Raw genomic sequence first — 19,180 nt, forward strand, 5'->3', positions numbered from 1 at the left:
TCACGCTGGCTGAACCTGCTCGCGCAGTACGTTCTTGAGCACCTTGCCGGATGCGTTGCGGGGCAGGGCGTCGATCAGTTCGAGCGCGGTCGGCAGCTTGTAGCGGGCCAGGGACGCCGACGCCCACGCACGCAGCGATTCGATGTCGAGTGCGGCGGAATCACGCAGTGCGACATACGCGACCGGAGTCTCTCCCCACACCGGGTGAGGGCGGCCGACGATACTGACCTCGACGATGTCGGGGTGGCCGGCCAGCACGTTCTCCACCTCGGAGCAGTAGATGTTCTCGCCACCCGAGATGATCATGTCCTTGGCGCGGTCGACGACGTACACGAAGCCGTCCTCGTCGACACGGACGAGGTCGCCGGAGTGGAACCAGCCGCCATGGAACGCATCGGCGGTGGCGTCCGGCTTGTTCCAGTACCCGAGCATCATTCCCGGTCCGCGGTAGACGATCTCGCCGACCTCGCCGGGCGCCACGTCCTCCATGTCCGGTGTGACCACCCGCGCCGTGACCGACGCGATGGGACGGCCGACGGAGCCGAGCTTGCGAAGGGCGTCCTTGCCGTGCAGCACACACGTCACTGGCGACATCTCCGTCTGTCCGAACAGTGCGATGCTCATGGCGTCGGGGAAGGTGTCCGACATCGCCTTCAACAGTGTGTCGGACGCCGGTGCCGCACCCCAGCCCAGGATGCGCAGGCGGGTGAGGTCACGCTGCGGCACAGTCGGTTCCGCGCACACCGCCTGCCACTGCGTGGGCACCAGAAAGACGCTGGTGACCCCCTCGGTCTCGATGACGTCGAGGATCTCGGTCGCGACGAAGGCACGGGTCGGGTGGATGACCAGCGTGCCGCCGACGTAGATCGTCGGGATGACCGAGCCGACGGCGCCGATGTGGAACAGCGGCGACGCGATCAGATTGACCTCGTCCTCGTCGACGTACTGGAAGGCCCGCATGACGGTGGTTCCCTGCGACTGCAGGTTCAGGTGGGTGAGGACCGCGCCCTTGGGTCGCCCGGTCGTCCCGGAGGTGTACATGATCAGCGCAGGTGATTCCTCCGGAACGTCCGGATGCTCGCCCGCGGACGGTGTCCCCTCGATCAGATCGGGGTAGGACTCGAAGCCCGCCGCCTGCGATGCGACGGCGACGACCCGCGGCGGTGTGGCGAGTTGGGGGAGCGCCGAAACGGCGATCGGTAGTCCGATGTCGTCGACGACGACGATCTTGGCGCCGCAGTCGTCGAGGATGTAGCCGGCCTCTGGTCCGGTCAGCCGGAAATTGATCGGAACGGCGATGGCTCCGAGCAGGTTGGCGGCGAGAACGGTCTCGACGAACTCGGGTCGGTTGCCGGTGATCAGCGCGATGCGGTCACCGAACTCGACGCCGCGCGCGGCGAACGCGGACGCCAATGCGTGGACGCGGTCACGCAATTCGGACCAGGTGGTGGTCGCGCCGGTGAAGCGGATGGCAGGGCGGTCGCCGATCGTCGCGGCGTGGCGCTGCAGCTGGTTCATCCAGTGGTTGCGCCGGGCGAGATGAGGTTGGCCGGAGACGGGTGAGGGCACGTCTGGTTGCCTTTCGGAGGTGGGCCGGGTGGGCGGAGGGGGACGCCCACCCGGATCGGGAGGTCAGTTCGCGGGATCGCCCGCCGGAGTCGGTTCGCCGGCAGCGGCGAGCTCGGTGCCGGTGTGGCGGACGGGGCAGCCGGGCGTGAAGGTGCCCATCTTCGCGATCTCGAATCCGTTGGGATAACTCTTGATTCGCGGCATGTCATGGACATGGAGCGGCGTGCGTCGGGGTGGGAGGACCGCGACGATGCGTGCGCGGACCTTGAGCGCGCCCTCGGACAGTCGTCGCGCCAGCGGTCCGGGATCGCGGTAGCGGAACGCGTCGAGAAGCGGCTGGTCCATCAGCGAACGACTGAAGAGTTCGATGACGGGTTTGGCGAAGCTCGGGTAGAACGATGCAAGCAGGGCGAGGGTGGAGTCCGCCACGCGGCGGGCACCGGGGTCGAACGCGAAGTGCTCCACCTCGTAGTCGTCCATCAGCGCCTCGAAACCCTCGAAGGTCTCGGGGATGTTCTTGATGCCCATGTGCTTGCCGAGCGTCTGGTAGTAGCGGACCGAGGCGCGCAGTTCGGCGGCCGTCAGTTGGCGCCATCCGAACTTCTCGATCCACCGCGCCGGGACGACGACGAAGGTGGACAGGACGTACAGGAAGTCCTCGTTCGAGATGTCGTACATGCGGTGCATCTGGTTGATGCGCCGCAGCGCGTCCTTGCCGTTCCTGCTGTCGAAGCCGTCGAGGAGCGGCAGTTCGAGAAGGATCGAGGTGTCGTCGTACCGCTTCTGGGTGTCCTGCGTGAAGGCGCCGGTCTCGTCGAGCAGTCTGCCGATGCTGGGGACGGCGTAGGTGCGGAAGAGGGCGAAGCTCAGGGACTGGTTGATGTCCCAGGGGAACTCGTAGGTCGAGAGGTTTCGGTAGATCTCCACATACCGCGTCTCGGGATCGAGGCCGATATTCGGGTTGCGCTTGCTCACGTCGACTCTCCTTTAGCGATCGTTCAGTGAGCGTAAGTCGGGTTATTGTTTTGTGCAAGGGGTCACAATCGACGGGTATCCGGCAGACTGCTCGGAGGACCGTCCCAGAGAGGGGAGCGTGATCGTGGCGGACGAGGGCAGGAAGTCGACGCCCACCCGAGGCGCGCAACTGCGCTACCTCGAGGCGGGACTGCATGTGCTGGCACACCGCGGGCACGCCGGACTCAAACTGGCAACGGTGTGCGAGGAGGTCGGCGCCACGACCGGCTCCTTCTATCACGCGTTTCCGAATTGGGGCGACTACACGTCGACGCTCATCCGCTACTGGCGTGAGGAGAAGAGCGACCGGTTCATCCGCAGTGCCCGCGAGGTCGCGGACCCTGTCGACCGGCTGCGATTCCTCATCGACGTCGCACTCCAACTCCCGCACGAGTCGGAGGCCGCGATCCGGGTGTGGGCGTCCCACGACTCTGCCGTTCGCGACATCCAGGTCGAGGCCGACGAGGAACGCCGCCAGTTCATCGCGGACGCCTACTTCGACGCCATCGGTGACCGGGACCGCGCCGACCGCTATGCAACGGTCGCGATGTACCTGCTCGTCGGCTACGAGAACGCCACCCACCGCTCCCGCAGTGCGTTGCGATGGGCGCTGGAGACCTACTTCCAGCAGGCGCTGGCCGAGGAGGATCTGGTCCAGCCGACCCACGGCGACGCCAGGGTCTTTCAGTAGCGGGGATTCGCGACAGCCAACCTGGCCGCGGCGGCCTGTCGGACGGCGTGCGCGACGGCCGGGTCGTCGGCCGACGCGGTACCCGCGCGCAGGGCATCGGCGAGGGCGGATTCGGACTCGAACCCGGCGCCCCGGAGGGCCTCCCGATGCCGGGTGCGCAGCTCGGCGCCGAGCGCGGCCTCGCGTCCCGCCACACCGAGGACGTTCGCTGCGACCCGCGCGAGGTACACCGACTGCGGGTCCGCGCCCGCGCTGCCGTGCCGGACGAACTCCCGCACGACGTCGAGCAGTTCGGTCGCCGACGGCCTGCCGAACAGGTCGTCCGTCGCGGCGGTGTCGGGGACGGGAACGGGCGCGTCGTCATGGCCGAGGCCGAGCAGATCAAGCAGGTCCTTCTCGCACTCCGCGACGCGGCGGCCGATCGCCAACAGTTCCAGCGTGTTGTCCTCGCCGTCGACGAGACCCCGGTTGGCCTGGTGCCGGCACATCACCGCCCAGCGGAGCGTTCCGTACAGCTCCCACCATCGCACGCTCTCCGGATCGGGTGCGATGCCGCATTCGTCCTCGTACCCACGGAACAGGTCCGTGCGGTCACCGAACCCGCCGACCGGTAGGGGCGACCCGAACCGCCAGGTCTTCACGCACAGCCAGCCCAGGTCCTCCATCGGGTCACCGCGGTGCACCAGCTCCCAGTCGAGGACGGCGCGGACACCGCTCTCGTCGAGGAGGAGGTTGCCGTTGCGGAAGTCGCCGTGCACCACGGTGTCTCGCGCGCTCAGCGGGCGGTGCTCGCGCAGCCACCGGAACGCGATCTCCAGGACGGGGAGCCGAGTGCCCGTCTCGCGGTACATGTCGGAGAGGTGTTCGACCTGGTCGCCGCCGGTCAGTCCGGGGACGGCGTCGGTGTCCATGTGGTGGATGCGGGCGAGGGTGCGTCCGAGCTCGTACGGCAGGGTCGCGCGGACCGCCGCGTAGCGATCGTCGCGCAGAAGTCGTTGCGGGAGTGCCTCGCCGGGGAGCTTGTCCATCAGCAGGTAGGCGGATCCCAACGCATCGGCCGTGTGGTCGTGTCCGGAGCTGTGGTCGACCAGTGCCGGAACGGGAACGCCTGCCCGCAGTGCTTCTGTGAAGGACTCCGCTTCGAGGGTCATGCGCTGCGGGTCCTCGAATCCCGGTGGATCTCGGCGGAGAATGAGATCGCGGCTGCCGCTGGACGGGTCGCTGACGGTGAACGTCCACGTCTCACGGCTCGCGCCGCCCGTCAGCCGGGTCGGCTCCGACACGGTGCATGCGTCGCCGAGCACCTCGCGGATGCGCCGCTCGAGTGCGGCGCGCAGGGTGTCGGTGCTCATCCGTGGGCTCCTCGGTAGCCGACCGCGTCCAGTGCGACGTCCTGGTATCGGGAGACGATCTCCTCCGCAGTGAGGACGCCGTCCGGGCGGTACCAGGTGGCGACGGCGGTGCACGCCGTCACCACGAACCGTGCGGCGTCCACGGGGGTCGGGGTGGTGAACACGCCGCGATCGACCCCGTCGACCACGACCCGATCGAAAATCCTCTGCTGTACATCCCGTTTCGTGACCACCACGGCGCGTGCGGCGGGGTCGAGGCTGCGCAGTTCGGAGTTGCCGAGCAGGCTCTCGCGCGGCGAGCGGGTGTGCCTGCCGACGTGCACCCCGACGATCGCCCGCAAGCGGTCGGCTGGGTCGCTGCCCGCGTTCAGCAGCGCCGCTTCGGTTCCGGTGACGAGGGTGTCCATGCCGCGATCGAGGATGAGGGCGAGGAGATCGTGTTTCGATCCGAAGTGGTTGTACAGCGACCCGACCGCGAGTCCCGCTGCCGCCGCGATGTCGCGCACCGAGGTGCCGTGGTAGCCCTTCGTCGCCATCGTCGCGACCGCGGCGGTGATCAGCTCGGCCGCCGCCGGGTCGTCGCTCTCGCGCACGGCGGAACTCATGGCGTCTGTGCTCACTGTGTCCGCCACGGTCCTCCCAGGGGTTTGGCTTTCACTGAACAATCGCTCATTCCTCGATTCGGTGTCAAGGAGAGGTTCGAGAAATGTGCAGTTCAGTGGCTTCAGAGACCCTTGAACTGTCCGTTCTCGGAGGATACTGTCCCGATGAACAATCGTTCATCGACTATTTCCTCGTGGAGGATCAGGCATGGATTTCGACATCCCGCAGGACGTGACCCGGTTGCTCGCAGACCTCGACCGGTTCATCGAGGCGGAGATCGCCCCACTGCAGGCCGCGGACGACAACGAACGGTTCTTCGACCACCGCCGCGAGTGGGCGCGCACCGATTTCGAGGCAGGCGGGCTGCCGCGGGAGGACTGGCACGAACTGCTCGCCGAGATGCGTCGGCGCGCCGACAAGGCCGGTTTCCTGCGCCGTGACCTCCCCGAGGAACTCGGTGGCGCGGGCACGACGAACCTCGAAATGGCTTTGGTACGTGAGCATCTCGCCCACCGCGGACTCGGGCTCCACAACGATCTGCAGGACGAGTCGTCGATCGTCGGAAACTTCCCCAGCGTGCACCTCGTCTGGAAGTACGGAACCCAGGAACAGAAGGACGAGTTCGCGGAAGCCCTCGTCACGGGCGACTGCGTGATGGGCTTCGGGCTGACCGAACCGGACCACGGCTCGGACGCCACCTGGATGGAGACGACCGGTGTCCGGTCCGGAGACGACTGGATTCTCACCGGCGCGAAGCGCTGGAACACCGGAATGCACGTGGCCACACACGATCTCGTCTTCGCCCGGACGTCCGGAAAGCCCGGCGACGCGCTCGGCATCACTGCGTTCGTCGTGCCCGTCGACAGCCCCGGGTTCTCGGTCGACCTCTTCCGCTGGACCCTCAACATGCCGACCGATCACGCCGACGTGTCCCTCCGTGAGGTCCGTGTCCCGGACTCGGCGATCCTCGGTGGGGAGGGGCAGGGCTTGGTGATTGCTCAGGCGTTCGTGCACGAGAACCGGATCCGGCAGGCGGCCAGCAGCCTCGGTGCCGCCCAGTACTGCATCGACCGGGCGGTGGACTACGCCAAGGAGCGGGTCACGTTCGGGCAACCGCTTGCGGCACGTCAGGCGATCCAGTGGCCGCTCGTCGAACTGCACACCGATGCCGCCATGGTGCGGGCGCTGGTGCGGCACACCGCGCACGACCTCGACCGGCGGTCGCACATGGAGGTGTCGGACCGGGTGTCGATGTGCAACTACCGCGCCAATCGGCTGGTCTGCGACGCCGCCGATCGTGCCATGCAGGTGCACGGCGGCATGGGCTACAGCAGGCACACTCCGTTCGAGCACATCTACCGGCACCACCGGCGTTACCGCATCACCGAGGGAGCGGAGGAGATTCAGATCCGCAAGGTGGCCGGTCACCTCTTCGGATTCACGAAGCGGTAGCGGTCCGGTGTCCCCCGGCCGGTCGAGTGCCTGTATCGGGGGTGCTCGAACGGTTCCGGCGACACCGGCGGTGATTCTGATGAGGGCTATCCGATTTGCGATGTGCGTGGCTGTGTCGGCGGCCCTTGTCGTGGCGTGTTCGACGGCCACCGAACCGGCGCCCGAGACGGTGTCGTCGACGCCCACCGCGTCGGCTGCTCTCAAGTCCGTCGATCCAGCGGCGCTGCAGGCCGCCGTGTCCCAGGCCGCCGTGCAGATGCGGGTCCCCGGGGTCGTGGTGCGGGTCCGCACTCCCGAGGGCACGGTGGACGCGGCCGTGGGCACCACCGAACTCGGGACCGGCTTCGAACCAGACGTCGGTACCCACGTCCGGATCGCGTCGAACACCAAGACGTTCACGTCGGCGCTGATCGTGCTGTTGGTCCAGGACGGTCTGCTCGCGTTCGACGACGCGGTCTCCGAGTACGTTCCCGACGTACCGAACGGTGAGAACATCACCATCGCACAGCTTCTGGACATGCGTAGCGGCCTGTACAACTACACCGAGGCGCCGGAACTGGCGGCCACGATGGACGCCGACCCGGCGAAGGTGTGGACGCCGCAGGAGGTGCTGGGGATCGCGTTCGCGCACCCGCCGAACTTTCCGCCGGGAGCCGAGTACGAGTACGACAACACCAACTACGCGCTGCTCGGCCTCGTCGCCGAGAAGGTCGGTGGGCGCCCGCTCGCGGATCAGTTCGACGAACGCCTGTTCGGCCCTCTCGGACTGGACGAGACATCGTTGCCCGCAGCCGACGACGCCTCGATCCCGCACCCGCGTTCACACGGCTACATGTACGGAGAATCGAAGTATGCGCTGGTCGACGAGCCGTACCCGCCCGACCTGACGGCGGCTGCGCTGGCGGGGACGCTCGCTCCTCACGACTACACACACCAGAACCCGTCCTACGCGACCGCGGCGGGCGGTGCGATCTCCACGACAGACGACCTGGCGACCTGGATCGAGGCGCTGGTCGAGGGGAGGGTGTTCGGCGCCGACATGCAGCGACAGTGGGACGACAGCAGGAAGGTCGAGGATCCCGCCGCCCCGGACGGACAGCAGTACGGGTACGGCATCAGCTACCAGCGTTTCGGTCCGGGCGCCGCGATGTACTACCACGGCGGCGAACTGCCCGGGTTCAACTCGTTCATCGGTCACGATGCGGACAACGACGTGACGGTGGTGATCTGGACGAACCTCACCCTGTCGCCCGACGGCGCCACCACGGCGAATGCGTTGCTGCCCACCGTTCTCGGCCAGGTGTACGAGGACTCGGCCCTCGGCTCACCGGCGCCGACGGTGACGCCGACGCGGTGAGCCGAGGACGGGTCAGGCCGGGAGAATCGAGACGGTGCCCCGGCAGACCGCGTTCTGCGCGTTGACGAACCACCAGCCGCCGCCGGTCTGGATGGTGACGGTGAAGTCGACGACGCCGACGCCGGTCCAGGTCCGGTTGACCGGGATGCTCGGCTTCTGGAGCAGTGCGGACTCGTCGCTGACGCTGCGTCCCGACTGCCCGGTGTCCCGGTTGGTCCAGTCGACGAGGACGCGGTTGCCGTACCAGTTGACGCCGAGGGCCGGGAACAGGCCGCCGGGCGGGGCAGGCAGTTCGTTGTTGCCGCTGAGCAGGAGTGACGGTTCGAGCCTGTCGCCGCCGGGCGGGAGCGACGCGCCCGTCGACGCGTTCACCGACCAGGTGAACGCCGGTGCCCAGAACAGCGGGTTGAGGCTCGAGCAGGTCATGGTGGTCGACGTCGGTTCGGCGTTGGCGACTGCACCACCTCCGGTGGCGGCCGCCGCACTCAGTCCGATCGTCGCGAGCATCGCAGCGCCGATCCGGCGAATCGTTCTGTTACCCATGATGTCCTCCCCTTGGTTGAACCACGTGGTCACGGTTGACGAGCTGGTTGACACAGCGAGACATGTGAATCTCCCCACCAATCCGTAGTTCGGCTCAGAATCGTAATTCGTTACAAATCGGATGACATGGAATCTGCCGGCCCTGCCCCGGGAACCTTTCCCGTATCCGGCTGCATCTACCTACCGAGACGACGAACAGGGACGTCGGTCCCCTCGGAAAGGAACGGGCATGACGGAGAACAATGCACTCGCGGACCTCGGAATCGACCTCGCCGCGGTCCTCGGCGACCCCGACGCCGCCGTGAACGTGTCGTCGGAGTCGGTGACGGTCGGGCTCGACGCCTCGACCGGTACCTCCTTCGGTGCGGTGGTCGAGGTGGAACTGAGCGCGCCGGGCGGCGTACCGCAGGTGAGTGTCGAGGGCAGCGGGCACGCGGCGATCGTGGGTGAGGCAGATGCAGGCGCGAGCTACGACGCGGTCGACGTCACCGCGGGCGACGGGACCGTCGAGGCAACGGTCGAGTCCGTTGATGCGGCGGTGGCAGCCGAGGGGGGTGCCGCGGTCGCCGGTGGGTTCGACATCGACCTCTACGCGAGCCCCGACGGCGGGCTGCCCGTGATCGACGCAGGCGCCGACGTCGAATTCCTCGGCGAGAGCGAGCTTCACGTGGACGGCGGCTATACCCACACCGAGATCGACGCGGGTGGGTACGGGGACGACCTCGGGATGTGAGAGCCGGCGGCCCGGCTCCGGTCAGTGCGCGGAGCTGCGCTCCTGGGCGCGGGCGACGGCATCGGCGACGGGCATTGTCAGTGCAGGTCCGTGACCGGGCAGGATGATGTCCGCGTCGAGCACGGCGAGGTGGTCGAGCGCCGCGGCCGTGTCCCCGTGACCGTGGTCGAACACGGGTGGAAGCAGTTGTGGGCCGCTGATTTTCGACAGCGGGTGCGCGGTCACCAGTGCATCGCCGGTGACGACGACGCCGTGCTGCGGCAGGTGGAACGCGGTGTGGCCGGACGTGTGCCCGTGGGTGGCCACCGGGACCGGCGCGCCGGGGAGGTCGAGTCCGGTTGCGGGGAAGGCGAGTCCGTCCCTGACGGAGATCTTCTTCGTCGCCCCGGCCCGGGCGATCCGCAGCAGCCACGGCAGCACCCCGTGCCTGTGCAGCATCGGCACGAAGTCCTTGCCGGTCGCCTGCTCCAGGTAGTCGCGGCGTAGGTGGGCGACCTCGATCGGATCGGTGTACACGGGAATGCCGTAGCGCTCGTGGAAGTCCGCGACGGCGCCCATGTGGTCGATGTGCGCGTGGGTGAGCAGCAGGCCCTGCACATCCTCCGGGCGCCGGCCCAGTGCGCGGATCGCGGACTCGGCGGCGCCGACGTCGCCGGGGTAGCCGCCGTCGATCAGCGTCAGTGCGTCGCCGTCCCGGAGGATCACCATGTTCACGTGGGTTCCCTGAACGCGGAAGATGTTCGGGGCCACTTCGTCGAGGTTCGTCACAGCCACATTCTGACCGGTCAGTCCGGCGCCTGATCGTCGGGCACGGTCGGCTCGGACTCTTCCCTCTCCGCGACATTGCCGGGGACTCGCCGCTCCCGGCGCTCGGCCTCGACCCTCTTCTCCATGTCGTCGATCAGGTCCTCCAACTCCCCGCGCTCGGCCTTGGTTGGATCGAAGTCCGGTCGCCCGGTGTTCGGGTTGTCGCGGTCCATGGTGACTCCCTTCGTGTGTGCTCGTTGCAGCCCGGATACCCCGCCGCTGCCTTCCCCAATCGCCGACAGGCCTTGACATACAACCAATCGGTTGTATGTTGGGTGATGTGAGTGGAGACGACGAGGACCGGGCGGACGCCCTGTTCCACGCGCTCGCCGATCGGACCCGACGCGACATTCTGCGTCGCGTTCTGGCCGGGGAGCATTCGGTGTCCTCGCTCGCACAGCGGTACGACATGAGTTTCGCGGCGGTGCAGAAACACGTCGCGGTGCTGGAGAAGGCCGGGCTGCTCACCAAACGGCGCAGCGGTCGTGAGCAGCTGGCCAGCGGTGATGTCGCAGCCGTGCGGTCGGTGGGGTCCATGCTCGCCGAGTTCGAGCAGGTGTGGCGGGGTCGCATCGCCCGCATCGACGAGCTCATCGGGGCCGTTCCGGCAGTGTCATCCGATCCGAGCGTTCCGATCGATCCAAACCAGGAGGACTGAACGATGCCTGTTACCGACGTCAAGCCTGATCTCGACAACCTGACGCTGACCATCACCGCGGAGTTCGCGGCACCGGTGGAACGGGTCTGGCAGGTGTACGCCGACCCGCGACAGCTGGAGAAGGTCTGGGGTCCGCCGACCTACCCGGCGACCTTCGTGGACCACGACCTCACGCCGGGTGGTCGCGTCACCTACTTCATGACCGGGCCGGAAGGCGAGAAGTTCGCCGGGTACTGGCAGGTCACGGCGGTCGACGAACCGCGGAGCTTCGAGTTCGACGACGGATTCGCCGACGAGGACTTCAACCCGAACCCTGACCTGCCGGTGTCGCGGAACGTGTACTCCTTCACCACGATCGAGTCCGGTACGCGGGCCACGTACACGAGCACCTTCGCCTCCGCCGAGGGGCTGCAGACCGTGCTGGACATGGGCGTCGTCGAGGGGTCGACGCTGGCAATCAACCAGATCGACGAGTTCCTGGCCGGGGCGCGCTGAACGAACCCTCACCACCTGCGGCTCGTGGACGGGGTGATCCCCGACCGCGAGCCGCAGTGCGTTGCGGGGTGCGGGGAGAGTCGCCTGAGCTTTGCGATGATGGTCACGGTCGTGTCACGTCGCTGTTGGTCGAGTGTTCGACTACGGTTCGTTAGAACCGCGTAGCAGGTTTGCTCCTGCGCGGTACAGGCTCGGACGATCACACACCGGTTCGCGCTCCGATGGCAGGACGACATGGATCACGAGGGCACGCGTCACGACGACACGGGTCACGACCCGCCCCGGCAGGTGGGCACCGGTCGGAAGGTGCGCAGGCGCAGTCGCGGAACGCGCCTGTTCGGAGGGCTTCTCCTCGGTGTCGCGCTGGTTGCCGTCGTGTTGCTCGGCTACGTCGGGTACGTGGCGATCCGCGTCGCGCACACTTACAACAGTGACGTCGCGTCTCTGCAGAACGCCTTCCCCGAAGAGGAGGGCCGTCCGGAACAGACCGAGGCGACGAACATCCTGCTGGTCGGCGTCGACGGTGCGGGTGCGCCGAACGGCACCGGGCCGCGTCCCACGACGCGGGGCGGCAACACGGACACGACGATGCTGGTGCACATGCCTGCCGATCGGTCGGCCGTGCACATCCTGTCGATCATGCGGGACCTGTGGGTGCCCATCCCCGATCACGGGTTCGGCAACATCGACACGGCGATCGTGCTGGGCGGACCGCCCCTGGCCGTGCAGACCGTCGAGGACCTGCTGCACGCCAGGATCGATCACCTGGTGGTGGTCGACCTCGCGGGCATCGCGCCGGTGGTCGAGGCGCTGGGCGGGATCGGCGTCCGCAGCGACCGGTCGTTCACGAGTGACGGATTCGAGTTCGTGCGGGGTCCCAACGAACTCGACGGCGCGGAGGCGATGCGTTTCGTGCGGGAGCAGGCCGCGTTCCCGGATTCCGACTTCGCCCGCGTGAAGAACCAGCATGCGGTGGCCCGGGGGCTGACCGACAGCGTGTTCTCCGTCGACACCCTGACCGATCCCGCGCGCCTCGAATCTGTCGTCGACGAGATCGCCCCCTACGTGACGGTGGACAGCGGCCTCGACTGGCGGAAGGCGATGTCCCTCGGATACAGCCTGTACGGGACTCGCGGACCGAATCATCACTACTTCACGATTCCGACGTCCGGTGTCGACACGACGTTCGGCGGGCAGTCGCTCGTCCGCCCCGACGACATCGCGCTCGGGCAACTGCGCGATGCCCTCGCCCGCGACGACGTCGCCACCCTGAACAGGGTCGGAGGGGGGTGAGCGGGTTTCACCGGTGCGCGTGTCACAGCCCGGGCGCGGCCGGTGTCTCCATGCCGAGGGCACACAGCCGGAGGAGGAGTCATGACCAGCAACACCAGAATCCCGAAAGCCGAACTGACCGGCGTCCGCGGCGCGATCGTCAGGTGGATGTCGCGCAGGATGGTCGGTGAGGTTCCCGAGCCCGTCGAGGTCACGTGGCACAACCGCAAGGTGCTGGATTTCAGCTTCGCCGTCGGCCGCCGCGCGCAGAAGTGGGACCGGTGCGACGCGAACCTGAAGTCGTTCGCCCAGATGGCGGTCGCGAGCATGGTCGGGTGCGGCTTCTGCCTCGACTACGGCTACTTCGAGGCCCGCAACAACGGCCTGGACCTGACGAAGGCCCGTGATGTGCCGCGCTGGCGCGAGTCGGACGCGTTCACGCCCCTGGAACGCGAGGTGATGGAGTACGCGGAGGCAATGACGGTGACGCCGCCGACCGTGACGGACGAACTGGCCGCGAGCCTGCTCGACCGGCTCGGCCCGGAGGCCATGGTGGAACTGACGGCGATCGTCGCACTCGCCAACTTCGCGACCCGCACCAACACCGCACTCGGGATCGAGTCCCAGGGCTTCGCGTCCTCGTGCGCACTGCCGCCACTCGCAGCGCGCTCCGCGACATGAACGACATGAACGACACGAACGACATGGCCGGCACGACCGACGATCCGTTCCTCGCACACCGTGGCCTGCTGTTCACGGTCGCCTACGAGATGCTCGGTTCGGCCGCGGACGCCGAGGACGTCGTGCAGGAGACCTGGCTGCGGTGGGCCGATGTGGACCGGTCCACCGTGCACAGTCCCCGTGCGTACCTGGTTCGGATCGTCACCCGGCAGGCGCTGAACCGGCTCCGGTCCGTGGCCCGCCGTCGGGAGGAGTACATCGGTGAGTGGCTGCCCGAGCCCGTGCTCACCAGTCCCGACGTCGCCGAGGACGTGGAACTGGCCGAGAGCGTCTCGATGGCGATGCTGACTGTCCTCGAAACCCTGGGACCCGTCGAACGGGCGGTGTTCGTGCTTCGCGAGGTGTTCGAGACGCCGTACCCGGAGATCGCGGAGGCGATCGGGAAGTCGCCTGCCGCAGTACGACAGATCGCGCACCGCGCACGTGAACACGTCGACGCGCGCCGGCCGCGAATGCGGGTCGACCGCGACGAGCAGCGGTCGGTGGTCGAGACCTTCCTGGCTGCCGTCGCTACCGGCGACGTGCAGGCACTGGTCGAGGTCCTCGCCCCGGACGTCGTGGTGATCGCGGACGGCGGCGGCGTCGTGACGGCGTCGCGCAGGCCGATCACCGGTGGGCAACTCGTGGCGGGACTGCTGTCGCGGGCGGCGACCCTCCCCGACTACGCCGCGTCGACGATCTGGCTCAACGGGATGCCCGGCGCCCGGATCGACGTCGGTGGGATGCCCGCCGCGGTGAGCGTGGTCGTCGAGGACGGCCGCATCACGCGGATCTACGCGGTGCGCAATCCGCACAAGCTGGGCTGGCTGGAGCGGGCGGCGGACCTGAGCCGCTGACTGCGTGCGGACCCGGACCTCGATCGGTAAGTGGCATAGTCGGTTCCGTCACCAGCCCCGAACCGAGGACGTGCCGCCTGTGATCCTTCCGAAGGTGCGAGACCCCCGGCTCATCACCATCCGGCGGGGCGGAACGCTCACCGATCCGGATCACCACCTGCTCGCTCTCTGGGCGGCCACCTGCGCCGAGCACGTCCTCGGTCTGTTCGAGGCGGAACGGCCCGACGACCCGCGCCCGCGGGAGGCAATCGAGCACGCTCGGGCGTGGGTACGCGGCGAGGTGCCGATGATGCAGGCGCGAGCCGCGGGCGGGCACGCGATGGGCGCGGCGCGGGACCTGAAGGGTGCGGCGCGACATGCCGCCTGTGCCGCCGGACAGGCGGGCGCCGTCGCGCACGTCGCCGCGCACGAACTCGGGGCTGCGGCCTACGCGATCAAGGCGGTGCGGGCGGCCGCGCCGAAGGGCGAGGACGAGGCCGCCGGACGTCTCGAATGCCGATGGCAACGAGACCGGCTCCCCGACGCGATCCGTGACCTCGTGCTGGACGACCAGAGGTTGCGCAACGACATCTGCTGGTCGGTGTTCGACTGCTGAGCAGGCTCGGGGTAACCGTTCCCGAATCGAAATCCGCCGCGCCAGGGCCGCATCGCCGGGGTACGTGGCCACGCTCCTAGCGTGCACAGTGGTGGGCCACCCGCACGAGAGGAGTCTCGAGCTGTGTACGGAATGAACGTCGATCACGAACCGGGCAAGCGGATCACCACGGTGGACAGAGAGCCCACCCCGCAGACCGACGAGCCGATCCGCTGGCCCGATCCCAGCCCGCTCCACGACTGGTGGGTCACCGTGATGGCGGGCGGAAAGCCCGACGCCGCGCCCTGACCGTGACCGTCGTGTCCTCACCGGTTCCGGCCGAACGACTGCGGGCCGCGTGACCGTGCGGGTATGAATGTTGCGTCGCGCTGGCGTGTAGCACCTTTCGTAGCACGCTTCCGCGGCGTCACCATCCCAACCAGTGAGGAGTACATCGATGGGTTCTTCGGAGGAACAGCTCGGCCAGATCGGCAACATCGCGGGAATGGGCGCGGTCGCCCTCATCGCGGTCTGGGCGGGTGTCAACCTCGTCTCGCTCTCGTAGTACCTGATGTGCGGTGGCGCTCGTGACGCATGTGCGCCCGAGCACTGCCGAACCTGAGTGCGGCCCGTGCGTCGATTCGGCGGGTTGGACCTGTCAGCAGCGTGGCCTGCGGGGCGGCTGCGCTGCGTCGGCCGGCGGCGGATACTGCATCGGGGCGCGCGTGTGTGGATCCGAGGCGCCCGGCCGAGAACGAACCCCTGGGGAACGGGAGTCGCGGGATGAAACTGACGACGATGACGCAGGTGACCGTCGACGGCGTGGTCCAGGGGAACGGCGGCGCCTCCGACGAGGACCGCAGGAACGGATTCGTTCGCGGCGGGTGGGCCCTCGGAGCGGGCGATGCCGACACGATGGCGCTGATCACCGCGACCTACCAGCGGGCCGACGCGTTCCTGTTCGGCAGACGGACCTACGAACTCTTCGCCGGCTACTGGGGAACCATCGACGAGATGCGCGCCCACCCCATCGGTGTCGCGCTGAACGAGACACCGAAGTACCTCGCCTCCACCACCCTCACCGCACCGCACTGGGAGCACACGACCCACCTCGACGGTGACTTGGCGGCGGCCGTAGCGGAACTCAAGGCCGAGCCCGGTGGCGACGTGCAGGTCCACGGCAGCGGCACCCTGGTCCGCTGGCTTCTCGCACACGACCTCGTCGACGAGATGACACTGATCGTGGTCCCGGTGATCCTCGGCCAGGGCACACGGCTGTTCCCGGACGAGGGCCCCGACATCGCGCTCGAACCGGTCGACTCGCACACCGACTCGAAAGGCGTCGGCATCCACACGTATCGGCCGTCCGGACATCCGCGGTATCCGAACTGACCGCCGTCCCGCGGAGCCCGATTCGTTGACAGGGCGCCCAGCGCGGCGTTTCACTACAAGGCACGGCCAGTACGAGATCACCGGAGACGATCCGGGAGGTGGGCGCATGCGCGGCACCCGAACCACGAGGTACCGGCGCGCGAGGCTTCCCGTCCTCTCCGTGGTGGCCGCGTGCCTGCTCGCCCTGGTGGTCGCCGAACCCGCCGCAGGCCAGGCCGCACCCGACACCGGATTCGCGGTGCCGTACTCGGGGGCGCCCGGCTACGAGTACCTCGCGCCGACGCAGGCGACGGCACCGGACCAGGTGAACCAGCCGCTCGGCCGGCAGGCGGCGGACGACATCGCCGTGCGGATCGGGCTGACCGCGGACGACGCCCTGTCCGAACAGCAGTACCGCGACCTCGTCACCGGTCGGGGAGTCGGAGGTGACCGCGACGCCGCCCGGATCATCGACGAGTGCGCATGGATCCTGACCAACACCGCCGGGCGTCCGCTGCTGTCCGATGTGGACGGCGAGGTCACGCCGACCGTGCTGGGGAGCTACGGGTTGTACGTGAATGCCGAGGGACTGTTGCAGAGCCCGGCCAACGCGGACGCACCAACCCGGCAGGTGAACACCCTGATCGCGCCCGGCGGCTACGTGGGCAACTGGTTGCGGGACAACGGGGCGACGAGGTCGCTGATCGCGCTGTACCGGTCGGCGTACACGGTGCAGGCGGTGTACGGGTTTGCCGCGCAGCAGATTTCGGGTACCGCGCAGCTCGTCACCAACACCCGCGAGGGCGTAATCTCCACGGTCGGCATGTCGATGGCGCCGCCGCTGTGGATCGTCAACTTCGCCCTTCTCTACGTGCTGAACCCTTCCCTCGCGGCAGCGATGCCCGCGTACTGGACGCCCATTCCCGAGGCCGTGGCCGACGCGGTCCGGTCGAGCCCCACGGGCCAGGTTCCCTACAGCGACCATCGAGCCTGGTTCGAGTGAGTCGGTCCGCTGCCGAGGCATGCACGCCGCGGGGGAGGATGAGGCATGCCGTTCACACTGCCCGCGGGCTCCGACATCGAGGTCGAGACCGAGATCAAGCACTCCCGGTTCATCGCGGTGCTGCGGCGGGTGGCGGGGCCCGCCGAGGCCCAGGAGTTCCTCGACGAGCAGCGACGCCGATATCCCGACGCTCGCCACCACTGCTGGGCGTACATCACGGGTGACGAGCCGTCGGAGCGGGCCGAGCGCGCCGGCGACGACGGCGAACCCGGCGGCACGGCGGGTGTGCCGATGCTGCAGGTGCTGCGCACCCGGGACCTGGTGGACGTTGCCGTCGTGGTGACGCGATACTTCGGTGGGATCAAGCTCGGCGCAGGCGGACTCGTCCGGGCCTACTCGGGAGCGGTCGCGGCGGCCGTGGATGCGGCGCCGTTGCTCGGGCGTGAACGGCTCGAACTGTTCGCCGTCGAGGTCGGTCACGACACCGCGGGCAGGGTGGAGGCGGAACTCCGCGGTCGCGGTGTGGCCGTCGTGGGCACCGCCTACGGCGCGGCCGTCACCTTCACCCTCGCCACCCGTGATCCGGGCACGCTGGCAGCGGTTGTCGCGGAGACCACTTCCGGTGGGGGAGAACTGGTTCCCGCTGGTTCGCGGTGGGTGGACACGTCTTCCTAGACGGGGTCGAACGAGGAGATCAGCCAGGTGCCGTGCTCCTTCGTGAGGGACACCAGCACGCTGCTCGCCGTGGTCGTGGGATCCGGCTTCTCCGAGCTGGTCGTGGTCTGATTGGTGAAGATCAGGACCTTCGCGGAATCCGGCGCGAGGTCGGAGACCGCGGACCGCACGACCTCGGCGGTCGTCTTCACCGACTTCTCGCGCGCCGCGGGAGCGACGACCTCGTCGGCGAACTGGGTGTAATAGGTGAGGAAGTCGCCCGTCAGATGCGACTTGGCCGTGGTGAGATCCGCGTCGAGGGTGTCGGGGGCGTACGACAGCAGCGCTGTCGACCCGGCCACGGCCGCCTCGCGGGCGGCGTCGGCGGCCGCGGCCCCGGACTGCGCGTCGGGACGGTACTGGAGGACGTACAGGCCCACTGCCAGCGAGGTCGAGGCGAGGACGGCGAGCCCCATCAGCACCGCCCCGAGCCGAACTCGTACACCGCCGATCCCGCGGGCTGCGGGTATCGGCGAGGTATCGACGGCGTGATCGCCGGCGGTTGCGGGCGTGTCGGTCAGCATGAGGTCACTGGTCACGGTACGAACTCGACTTTCGACATCTTGAGTTGCCCTCGGTCTCTGGTCACGGTGACACTGAGTCGCCAGGCGCGCGGCTCCTGCTCCGCGCCCGCGGAGTTCGTGACCGTGGACGTCGCCGCGACGAGCACGACGGCGGAGTCGTCGGACATGGACTCGACGGCTGCGGCGTTCACCTGCCCCTCTGTTGCGACGCTCGACTTCTGGATGACGTCGGTGAAATCGCTTGCTCTGTTCTCGAAGTCGTCACGGAACGCTCCCGTGGAACTGTCGAGGACGCGCTGGACGTCCGCCTCGGCCTGGCTGGAGTCGAGGGTCGTGAGCGTGACGACGCCCTGGCGTGCGGCGGCCACGAACTCCGCCGCTCGCTGCTGCTCGCCGGCGACATCCTGGTGGTGCCACAGGAGGTAGCCGCTCACGGTGAGTGCCGCGACCGTCACCAGCGCCGCGATCACTGCACCACGTCGCGGTCGCTGTCCGATGCGACGACCCCATGACCGCGACAAGGGTGGCTCGGACGCGAGCGTCCCATCACTGTCGGCGGGGGCTCCGTCCTCCGGTGCCGCGTCCTCGTCCGGTGGCGCGGCGACGTCGGGGGTCTGCGTTTCGACGGCCGACGCCTGGCGCCGCAGTCGCGCGGCGCGTGCCCGGGCCTGCGCCGCGGCGATTCGCGCTTCCGCGGCTTCGGCCTCGGCTTCCGCCTCGGCGACCTCCAGTGCCAGCGCCTCGGCGGTCGGGTCGGGGTCGGCTCCGTTCACGCCGGCCGGTGGCCGGCGGTCGATCAGCTTCCCCATGTCCACCTCCTGGTTCGAATGGGGAGGGCGTCGTCACCTGGCCGGCGCCCCGCGCGACGTCC

At 68.5% G+C, this 19,180-nt stretch carries 23 protein-coding genes; 14 read left to right on the top strand and 9 right to left on the bottom strand.

What is annotated here, in order from left to right; translation table 11 throughout:
- Complete coding sequence (locus ACFSJG_RS02395; RefSeq protein ID WP_378483646.1) at positions 1-1,518, bottom strand: long-chain-fatty-acid--CoA ligase; 1,518 nt, start codon at positions 1,516-1,518, stop codon at positions 1-3.
- A 114-nt stretch (positions 1,519-1,632) separates the two neighbouring features.
- Positions 1,633-2,544: an oxygenase MpaB family protein gene (locus ACFSJG_RS02400; protein WP_378483610.1), complete on the bottom strand. Its 912-nt coding sequence runs from the start codon at positions 2,542-2,544 to the stop codon at positions 1,633-1,635.
- 118 nt (positions 2,545-2,662) lie between these two features.
- Here ACFSJG_RS02400 and ACFSJG_RS02405 point away from each other — a divergent pair, with 118 nt between their 5' ends.
- On the top strand, positions 2,663-3,274 hold the full coding sequence (locus ACFSJG_RS02405) for a TetR/AcrR family transcriptional regulator (RefSeq protein WP_378483611.1): 612 nt from the start codon (positions 2,663-2,665) through the stop codon (positions 3,272-3,274).
- Here ACFSJG_RS02405 and ACFSJG_RS02410 read toward each other — a convergent pair.
- Positions 3,268-4,626, bottom strand: a complete 1,359-nt coding sequence (locus ACFSJG_RS02410; protein WP_378483612.1) for a phosphotransferase family protein — start codon at positions 4,624-4,626, stop codon at positions 3,268-3,270. The genes ACFSJG_RS02405 and ACFSJG_RS02410 overlap by 7 nt on opposite strands.
- On the bottom strand, positions 4,623-5,231 hold the full coding sequence (locus tag ACFSJG_RS02415) for a TetR/AcrR family transcriptional regulator (RefSeq protein ID WP_378483613.1): 609 nt from the start codon (positions 5,229-5,231) through the stop codon (positions 4,623-4,625). The genes ACFSJG_RS02410 and ACFSJG_RS02415 overlap by 4 nt, the downstream gene beginning before the upstream one ends.
- Positions 5,232-5,436: 205 nt before the next feature.
- On the opposite strand from ACFSJG_RS02415, the gene ACFSJG_RS02420 reads away from it, so the two are divergent.
- Complete coding sequence (locus ACFSJG_RS02420) at positions 5,437-6,681, top strand: acyl-CoA dehydrogenase family protein (RefSeq protein WP_378483614.1); 1,245 nt, start codon at positions 5,437-5,439, stop codon at positions 6,679-6,681.
- 100 nt (positions 6,682-6,781) lie between these two features.
- Entirely contained in the window at positions 6,782-8,038 is a 1,257-nt protein-coding gene (locus tag ACFSJG_RS02425; protein WP_378483615.1) for a serine hydrolase domain-containing protein, read from the top strand.
- A 12-nt stretch (positions 8,039-8,050) separates the two neighbouring features.
- Here the strand turns inward: ACFSJG_RS02425 and ACFSJG_RS02430 are convergent, their stop codons facing one another.
- A complete protein-coding gene (locus ACFSJG_RS02430; protein WP_378483616.1) occupies positions 8,051-8,581 on the bottom strand; it encodes a hypothetical protein in 531 nt (176 codons plus the stop codon).
- A gap of 229 nt (positions 8,582-8,810) precedes the next feature.
- Between ACFSJG_RS02430 and ACFSJG_RS02435 the strand changes: the two genes are divergently transcribed.
- Positions 8,811-9,314 (top strand): hypothetical protein, encoded by a 504-nt coding sequence (locus ACFSJG_RS02435; protein WP_378483617.1) that lies wholly within the window; start codon positions 8,811-8,813, stop codon positions 9,312-9,314.
- A gap of 21 nt (positions 9,315-9,335) precedes the next feature.
- Here the strand turns inward: ACFSJG_RS02435 and ACFSJG_RS02440 are convergent, their stop codons facing one another.
- Together ACFSJG_RS02440 and ACFSJG_RS02445 are read right to left on the bottom strand one after the other, a co-directional pair.
- Positions 9,336-10,082, bottom strand: coding sequence for an MBL fold metallo-hydrolase (locus ACFSJG_RS02440; RefSeq protein WP_378483618.1), 747 nt, complete (start codon positions 10,080-10,082; stop codon positions 9,336-9,338).
- A 17-nt stretch (positions 10,083-10,099) separates the two neighbouring features.
- Entirely contained in the window at positions 10,100-10,294 is a 195-nt protein-coding gene (locus tag ACFSJG_RS02445; RefSeq protein ID WP_378483619.1) for a hypothetical protein, read from the bottom strand.
- 107 nt (positions 10,295-10,401) lie between these two features.
- On the opposite strand from ACFSJG_RS02445, the gene ACFSJG_RS02450 reads away from it, so the two are divergent.
- The 10 genes from ACFSJG_RS02450 to ACFSJG_RS02495 all read left to right on the top strand — a co-directional run bounded on the left by ACFSJG_RS02450 (position 10,402) and on the right by ACFSJG_RS02495 (position 17,746).
- Complete coding sequence (locus tag ACFSJG_RS02450) at positions 10,402-10,779, top strand: ArsR/SmtB family transcription factor (RefSeq protein WP_378483620.1); 378 nt, start codon at positions 10,402-10,404, stop codon at positions 10,777-10,779.
- Between the two features lie 3 nt (positions 10,780-10,782).
- Entirely contained in the window at positions 10,783-11,274 is a 492-nt protein-coding gene (locus tag ACFSJG_RS02455) for an SRPBCC family protein (RefSeq protein WP_378483621.1), read from the top strand.
- 234 nt (positions 11,275-11,508) lie between these two features.
- Positions 11,509-12,567, top strand: coding sequence for an LCP family protein (locus ACFSJG_RS02460; RefSeq protein WP_378483622.1), 1,059 nt, complete (start codon positions 11,509-11,511; stop codon positions 12,565-12,567).
- Positions 12,568-12,648: 81 nt separating this feature from the next.
- On the top strand, positions 12,649-13,227 hold the full coding sequence (locus tag ACFSJG_RS02465; protein ID WP_378483623.1) for a carboxymuconolactone decarboxylase family protein: 579 nt from the start codon (positions 12,649-12,651) through the stop codon (positions 13,225-13,227).
- Between the two features lie 5 nt (positions 13,228-13,232).
- Positions 13,233-14,123: an RNA polymerase sigma-70 factor gene (locus ACFSJG_RS02470; protein WP_378483624.1), complete on the top strand. Its 891-nt coding sequence runs from the start codon at positions 13,233-13,235 to the stop codon at positions 14,121-14,123.
- 79 nt (positions 14,124-14,202) lie between these two features.
- Positions 14,203-14,718 carry a putative immunity protein gene (locus tag ACFSJG_RS02475; RefSeq protein ID WP_378483625.1) on the top strand — a complete coding sequence of 172 codons (516 nt, stop codon included), beginning with the start codon at positions 14,203-14,205 and terminating at the stop codon, positions 14,716-14,718.
- Positions 14,719-14,841: 123 nt separating this feature from the next.
- On the top strand, positions 14,842-15,006 hold the full coding sequence (locus ACFSJG_RS02480; RefSeq protein WP_378483626.1) for a hypothetical protein: 165 nt from the start codon (positions 14,842-14,844) through the stop codon (positions 15,004-15,006).
- A gap of 474 nt (positions 15,007-15,480) precedes the next feature.
- Positions 15,481-16,089 carry a dihydrofolate reductase family protein gene (locus ACFSJG_RS02485; protein ID WP_378483627.1) on the top strand — a complete coding sequence of 203 codons (609 nt, stop codon included), beginning with the start codon at positions 15,481-15,483 and terminating at the stop codon, positions 16,087-16,089.
- A 106-nt stretch (positions 16,090-16,195) separates the two neighbouring features.
- Positions 16,196-17,071: a hypothetical protein gene (locus ACFSJG_RS02490; RefSeq protein WP_378483628.1), complete on the top strand. Its 876-nt coding sequence runs from the start codon at positions 16,196-16,198 to the stop codon at positions 17,069-17,071.
- 45 nt (positions 17,072-17,116) lie between these two features.
- Positions 17,117-17,746 (top strand): IMPACT family protein, encoded by a 630-nt coding sequence (locus ACFSJG_RS02495; RefSeq protein WP_378483629.1) that lies wholly within the window; start codon positions 17,117-17,119, stop codon positions 17,744-17,746.
- On the opposite strand, the gene ACFSJG_RS02500 is transcribed toward ACFSJG_RS02495, so the two are convergent.
- The gene (locus ACFSJG_RS02500) at positions 17,743-18,324 is read right to left on the bottom strand and encodes a twin-arginine translocation pathway signal (RefSeq protein ID WP_378483630.1); all 582 of its coding nucleotides are present in this window, start codon (positions 18,322-18,324) and stop codon (positions 17,743-17,745) included. The two genes, ACFSJG_RS02495 and ACFSJG_RS02500, sit on opposite strands and share 4 nt — an antisense overlap.
- A complete protein-coding gene (locus ACFSJG_RS02505; protein WP_378483631.1) occupies positions 18,321-19,118 on the bottom strand; it encodes a hypothetical protein in 798 nt (265 codons plus the stop codon). The genes ACFSJG_RS02500 and ACFSJG_RS02505 overlap by 4 nt, the downstream gene beginning before the upstream one ends.
- Positions 19,119-19,180: the final 62 nt, after the last annotated feature.

Source organism: Rhodococcus gannanensis, assembly GCF_042681175.1.
Taxonomy (GTDB): Bacteria; Actinomycetota; Actinomycetes; order Mycobacteriales; family Mycobacteriaceae; genus Rhodococcus_G; species Rhodococcus_G gannanensis.

What these genes read in the sequence shown, in the direction of transcription:
- ACFSJG_RS02395 (WP_378483646.1), bottom strand. Translation starts at nt 1,518, where the DNA reads ATGAACCAGCTGCAGCGCCACGCCGCGACGATCGGCGACCGCCCTGCC.
- ACFSJG_RS02410 (WP_378483612.1), bottom strand. Translation starts at nt 4,626, where the DNA reads ATGAGCACCGACACCCTGCGCGCCGCACTCGAGCGGCGCATCCGCGAG.
- ACFSJG_RS02415 (WP_378483613.1), bottom strand. Translation starts at nt 5,231, where the DNA reads ATGAGTTCCGCCGTGCGCGAGAGCGACGACCCGGCGGCGGCCGAGCTG.
- ACFSJG_RS02420 (WP_378483614.1), top strand. Translation starts at nt 5,437, where the DNA reads ATGGATTTCGACATCCCGCAGGACGTGACCCGGTTGCTCGCAGACCTC.
- ACFSJG_RS02425 (WP_378483615.1), top strand. Translation starts at nt 6,782, where the DNA reads ATGTGCGTGGCTGTGTCGGCGGCCCTTGTCGTGGCGTGTTCGACGGCC.
- ACFSJG_RS02430 (WP_378483616.1), bottom strand. Translation starts at nt 8,581, where the DNA reads ATGGGTAACAGAACGATTCGCCGGATCGGCGCTGCGATGCTCGCGACG.
- ACFSJG_RS02435 (WP_378483617.1), top strand. Translation starts at nt 8,811, where the DNA reads ATGACGGAGAACAATGCACTCGCGGACCTCGGAATCGACCTCGCCGCG.
- ACFSJG_RS02445 (WP_378483619.1), bottom strand. Translation starts at nt 10,294, where the DNA reads ATGGACCGCGACAACCCGAACACCGGGCGACCGGACTTCGATCCAACC.
- ACFSJG_RS02455 (WP_378483621.1), top strand. Translation starts at nt 10,783, where the DNA reads ATGCCTGTTACCGACGTCAAGCCTGATCTCGACAACCTGACGCTGACC.
- ACFSJG_RS02460 (WP_378483622.1), top strand. Translation starts at nt 11,509, where the DNA reads ATGGATCACGAGGGCACGCGTCACGACGACACGGGTCACGACCCGCCC.
- ACFSJG_RS02465 (WP_378483623.1), top strand. Translation starts at nt 12,649, where the DNA reads ATGACCAGCAACACCAGAATCCCGAAAGCCGAACTGACCGGCGTCCGC.
- ACFSJG_RS02470 (WP_378483624.1), top strand. Translation starts at nt 13,233, where the DNA reads ATGAACGACACGAACGACATGGCCGGCACGACCGACGATCCGTTCCTC.
- ACFSJG_RS02485 (WP_378483627.1), top strand. Translation starts at nt 15,481, where the DNA reads ATGAAACTGACGACGATGACGCAGGTGACCGTCGACGGCGTGGTCCAG.
- ACFSJG_RS02490 (WP_378483628.1), top strand. Translation starts at nt 16,196, where the DNA reads ATGCGCGGCACCCGAACCACGAGGTACCGGCGCGCGAGGCTTCCCGTC.
- ACFSJG_RS02495 (WP_378483629.1), top strand. Translation starts at nt 17,117, where the DNA reads ATGCCGTTCACACTGCCCGCGGGCTCCGACATCGAGGTCGAGACCGAG.
- ACFSJG_RS02505 (WP_378483631.1), bottom strand. Translation starts at nt 19,118, where the DNA reads ATGGGGAAGCTGATCGACCGCCGGCCACCGGCCGGCGTGAACGGAGCC.